Source organism: Bulleidia sp. HCP3S3_C9, assembly GCF_052064035.1.
Lineage (GTDB): Bacteria > Bacillota_I > Bacilli_A > Erysipelotrichales > Erysipelotrichaceae > Bulleidia.
This window is the reverse complement of the sequence record NZ_JBQHWJ010000089.1, coordinates 1-3,071: the sequence shown is the minus strand read 5'-3', so window position 1 is coordinate 3,071 and position 3,071 is coordinate 1. Positions and strand designations below refer to the sequence as shown.

General features: G+C 39.6%; 9 protein-coding genes. All 9 read left to right on the top strand.

Annotated elements, in window-relative coordinates; all coding sequences use genetic code 11:
• The first annotated feature begins 176 nt into the window (after positions 1–176).
• Positions 177–953 (top strand): phage antirepressor, encoded by a 777-nt coding sequence (locus tag ACTND6_RS10645; protein ID WP_441024199.1) that lies wholly within the window; start codon positions 177–179, stop codon positions 951–953.
• Positions 940–1,182: a hypothetical protein gene (locus tag ACTND6_RS10640; protein ID WP_320104366.1), complete on the top strand. Its 243-nt coding sequence runs from the start codon at positions 940–942 to the stop codon at positions 1,180–1,182. The genes ACTND6_RS10645 and ACTND6_RS10640 overlap by 14 nt, the downstream gene beginning before the upstream one ends.
• A gap of 91 nt (positions 1,183–1,273) precedes the next feature.
• A complete protein-coding gene (locus ACTND6_RS10635; protein ID WP_441024196.1) occupies positions 1,274–1,489 on the top strand; it encodes a hypothetical protein in 216 nt (71 codons plus the stop codon).
• 2 nt (positions 1,490–1,491) lie between these two features.
• Positions 1,492–1,848, top strand: coding sequence for a hypothetical protein (locus ACTND6_RS10630; protein WP_441024194.1), 357 nt, complete (start codon positions 1,492–1,494; stop codon positions 1,846–1,848).
• Entirely contained in the window at positions 1,841–2,032 is a 192-nt protein-coding gene (locus ACTND6_RS10625) for a hypothetical protein (protein ID WP_441024192.1), read from the top strand. The genes ACTND6_RS10630 and ACTND6_RS10625 overlap by 8 nt, the downstream gene beginning before the upstream one ends.
• A 42-nt stretch (positions 2,033–2,074) precedes the next feature.
• Complete coding sequence (locus ACTND6_RS10620; RefSeq protein ID WP_441024190.1) at positions 2,075–2,311, top strand: hypothetical protein; 237 nt, start codon at positions 2,075–2,077, stop codon at positions 2,309–2,311.
• Positions 2,308–2,550 carry a hypothetical protein gene (locus ACTND6_RS10615; protein WP_441024188.1) on the top strand — a complete coding sequence of 81 codons (243 nt, stop codon included), beginning with the start codon at positions 2,308–2,310 and terminating at the stop codon, positions 2,548–2,550. Before ACTND6_RS10620 ends, ACTND6_RS10615 begins: the two co-directional genes overlap by 4 nt.
• A 2-nt stretch (positions 2,551–2,552) precedes the next feature.
• On the top strand, positions 2,553–2,840 hold the full coding sequence (locus ACTND6_RS10610; protein WP_441024185.1) for a hypothetical protein: 288 nt from the start codon (positions 2,553–2,555) through the stop codon (positions 2,838–2,840).
• Positions 2,809–2,961: a hypothetical protein gene (locus tag ACTND6_RS10605; protein WP_441024182.1), complete on the top strand. Its 153-nt coding sequence runs from the start codon at positions 2,809–2,811 to the stop codon at positions 2,959–2,961. The genes ACTND6_RS10610 and ACTND6_RS10605 overlap by 32 nt, the downstream gene beginning before the upstream one ends.
• Positions 2,962–3,071 lie beyond the last annotated feature (110 nt).

The window sequence follows — 3,071 nt, the reverse complement described above, 5'->3', positions numbered from 1 at the left end:
ATAATGTCATCTCCTTGAATGTGCTGACATTATAATGCTGCTTAATTGTTGTTACTGTCCATATATTCGTACAATATTAAAATATGTTCACCATTTTGCTAATATAGCCTTTTTTTTTTTTTTTTTTTTTTTTTTTAATTATAAGTGTCCTAAAAAGACACTTAGAAAGGAGATTAATGAAAAAAGTACAAGTATTTAAGAATGAAGAATTTGAAGTAAGAACAGTCGAGATAAACGGTGAGCCATGGTTCATTGGTAAGGATGTAGCTGAAACACTTGGATATTCCAACACAAGAGATGCACTCGCTACACATGTGGCGGATGAAGACAAGAATACCGTCGTGATTTCCGACGGAAATAGAGGAAGAGGAAATCCAAATCAGACGATCATCAACGAAAGTGGTCTCTACAGTTTAATCCTGGGTTCCAAGCTTCCAAGCGCCAAACGCTTCAAACACTGGGTGACAAGTGAAGTACTTCCTGCCATCCGACAGAACGGTGTCTATATGACCGATGACAAGGCCTATGACATCACTCACAATCCTGGCAGTCTTGCTGATCTGCTTCTACAGGCAGGTGAACAGCTCAAGCAGAAGGAAATCATCATCCAGGAGATGAAACCGAAGGCTTTATTCGCTGATGCAGTAACTACATCTCATACATCGATTCTAGTAGGAGACCTTGCAAAGATCATCAAGCAGAACGGATATGAGATTGGGCAGAAGCGCTTATTCGAATGGCTGAGACAGAATGGATATCTGATCAAGTCAGGATCATCTAAGAATATGCCAACACAGAAGAGTATGAATCTACATCTGTTCGAAGTGAAAGAGTCTACAGTGCAGAATCCTGATGGAAGTGTACGAGTTACAAGGACTCCTAAATGTACTGGAGAAGGGCAGGTGTATTTCATCAACAAGTTTCTGAAAGGAATTGAAGATGCAGAAAGTTAAAACAAGAGAAGAGATTGCCAATCAGATATATCTGAACAAGGCTGATATCAGAAAGCTTCTTGGTGTCTCTTACAACACTGCTGTTCGAATCTATGAATATGCAAACAGGATGGACAATGAGCTGCCATTCAGAATCGAACCAGCAAAAGTGCGCATTACATCAATTGCAAAGGTAGTGAACATGTCACTTGAAACACTGAAGAAGCAAGCTGGTGTATATGCCAAATAAAAAAAGGGCATCCAGGACATGGAACCCTCTTACACAAAGTGAAGCATTTTCGAATGACTTCACAAATATTCTAACAGAAAGAAGGGCAAATATGGAAGACAAACAATTTATCTGTGACATGCTGCTGAACGCTTTAAGAGCAACAGACAGCTACAGAGATGTTGTAGGCATTACTTACGTCAAGTCAAAACATTCAGATGAATCACACGTAGTTATCCATTTTCTAAGTGGTACAAGAATCATATGTACCACGATGGACAGTGGATTCGCAATGATAAAGGACATCATCAATCACATTGGAGGCTGATCATGGAAAAGATTAATGGAACAGATATTCAGGAAGTAGTAAGAAGAAAAACAATTGCACAGCACTATGTTCACTCAAAGCTCGACAGAAAAGCACTCATTATGCAGCTTGCAGAGGAAGCAGCTGAGCTTTCACAGGCATGCCTCAAGTACATCAGAGCGCTTGATGGAACAAATCCATGTGCTGAACAGGATCCAGAAGTATATATGGACAGCATCATTGAGGAATACTCTGATGTTTCAAATGCAGCTGAAGTTGCGTGGATCCATTTAGATTATGAAATCATTGCCAGTAAAGCAGAACGCTGGGCAGACAGACTGAAAGCATTAGAAGAAAGGAAAGGTGCAAACAATGAATGAAAAAACATGCTTAAAGGTGCATCATTTCGAGAAGCCGTTGGATATTCCGTCTTTTGCAAGAAGAAAAGCAGTTGAGGAAGAACCAGTGCAGACTATCAGCAACAGCGACGTTGTTCTGATCTGCGGTATGACAATCGCAATTCTCACACTTGTTGCAGTTCAGCTGGGGATTCTGATGCTATGACAATCATTGCTACATTAAGAATGGAGAAAGCTTTGTTGATATATGGCAAAAGTAAATTGGAACTTATGGGAGGAGATGGAAGCAATGCAAAGTAACTTTCACCTGGATGCATATGAAGTGGATGCAGTAACACAGCAGGGAAGACCTGTTCGATTCGATATCACTGATGGATGCAATGGAAAGTATCTGATCCATACAGAGCATGATCAGCTCTATGTAGACAAGTCGGAACTGATTAAAGTCATGCAGCTGATTGAAAATGAGAAGGCAAGAGGATGAAACATATGTATATGTGCAGCAAGAGCAATGGTGCAATGGCAAAGAGTACTGCAATCCCACAGGAAGAAGAAGTAACGGATCAGGATATAAATTATCTGATTTCACAGATACTGTCACTGTTCAGCGACGTTCTGGAACAGGCTGAAGATGCTGACAAGGAAGTCTATGACAGGATGATGGCACGCAGCAGTCAGGATCTGATTGATGAAATTACAGAAATGATAGAAGACAGGAGATAGAAATGATTGATCTTAAAGCAATTCATGATGAATTGACAAAGTATTTGTCAGAAGTGGCAGAAAGCTACTTTGACAACAGAGTGGATTACTACAAGCCACGCTATGTGGATCTGCAGATTAAATTCTCTGTGGATCCGGCAACAAATGAAATTATACAGACAGTGTCATGTGGGAGAAAGATTCCACCTAGATACATTGGACATCCACGTCATATGACACGTGATCAGCTTTTAGAGGAAGTAAAGGAGGAAAAGAAAAATGTATCTCTACGAAATACCACAGGCTTATAAGACTATCCTGGACAATGCAGATCCAGAAACAGGAGAAATCGACTATGAAGCATTAGATATGTTTGAAGATTCTCTTCACAGCAAGGCAGATACCTATGCAAAGTGTAGAACGCCAAATTGAATACACATAAAACCAATAATATATTCAAATTAAATAAAAAAACGATGCAGAGAAAAGACTAAATCATAGTCAAAATATCTGCATTTTCTGTATGATTAGAAGCAAGGAGA

What these genes read in the sequence shown, in the direction of transcription:
- ACTND6_RS10640 (WP_320104366.1), top strand. Translation starts at nt 940, where the DNA reads ATGCAGAAAGTTAAAACAAGAGAAGAGATTGCCAATCAGATATATCTG.
- ACTND6_RS10630 (WP_441024194.1), top strand. Translation starts at nt 1,492, where the DNA reads ATGGAAAAGATTAATGGAACAGATATTCAGGAAGTAGTAAGAAGAAAA.
- ACTND6_RS10615 (WP_441024188.1), top strand. Translation starts at nt 2,308, where the DNA reads ATGAAACATATGTATATGTGCAGCAAGAGCAATGGTGCAATGGCAAAG.
- ACTND6_RS10610 (WP_441024185.1), top strand. Translation starts at nt 2,553, where the DNA reads ATGATTGATCTTAAAGCAATTCATGATGAATTGACAAAGTATTTGTCA.
- ACTND6_RS10620 (WP_441024190.1), top strand. Translation starts at nt 2,075, where the DNA reads ATGGCAAAAGTAAATTGGAACTTATGGGAGGAGATGGAAGCAATGCAA.
- ACTND6_RS10625 (WP_441024192.1), top strand. Translation starts at nt 1,841, where the DNA reads ATGAATGAAAAAACATGCTTAAAGGTGCATCATTTCGAGAAGCCGTTG.
- ACTND6_RS10605 (WP_441024182.1), top strand. Translation starts at nt 2,809, where the DNA reads ATGTATCTCTACGAAATACCACAGGCTTATAAGACTATCCTGGACAAT.
- ACTND6_RS10635 (WP_441024196.1), top strand. Translation starts at nt 1,274, where the DNA reads ATGGAAGACAAACAATTTATCTGTGACATGCTGCTGAACGCTTTAAGA.
- ACTND6_RS10645 (WP_441024199.1), top strand. Translation starts at nt 177, where the DNA reads ATGAAAAAAGTACAAGTATTTAAGAATGAAGAATTTGAAGTAAGAACA.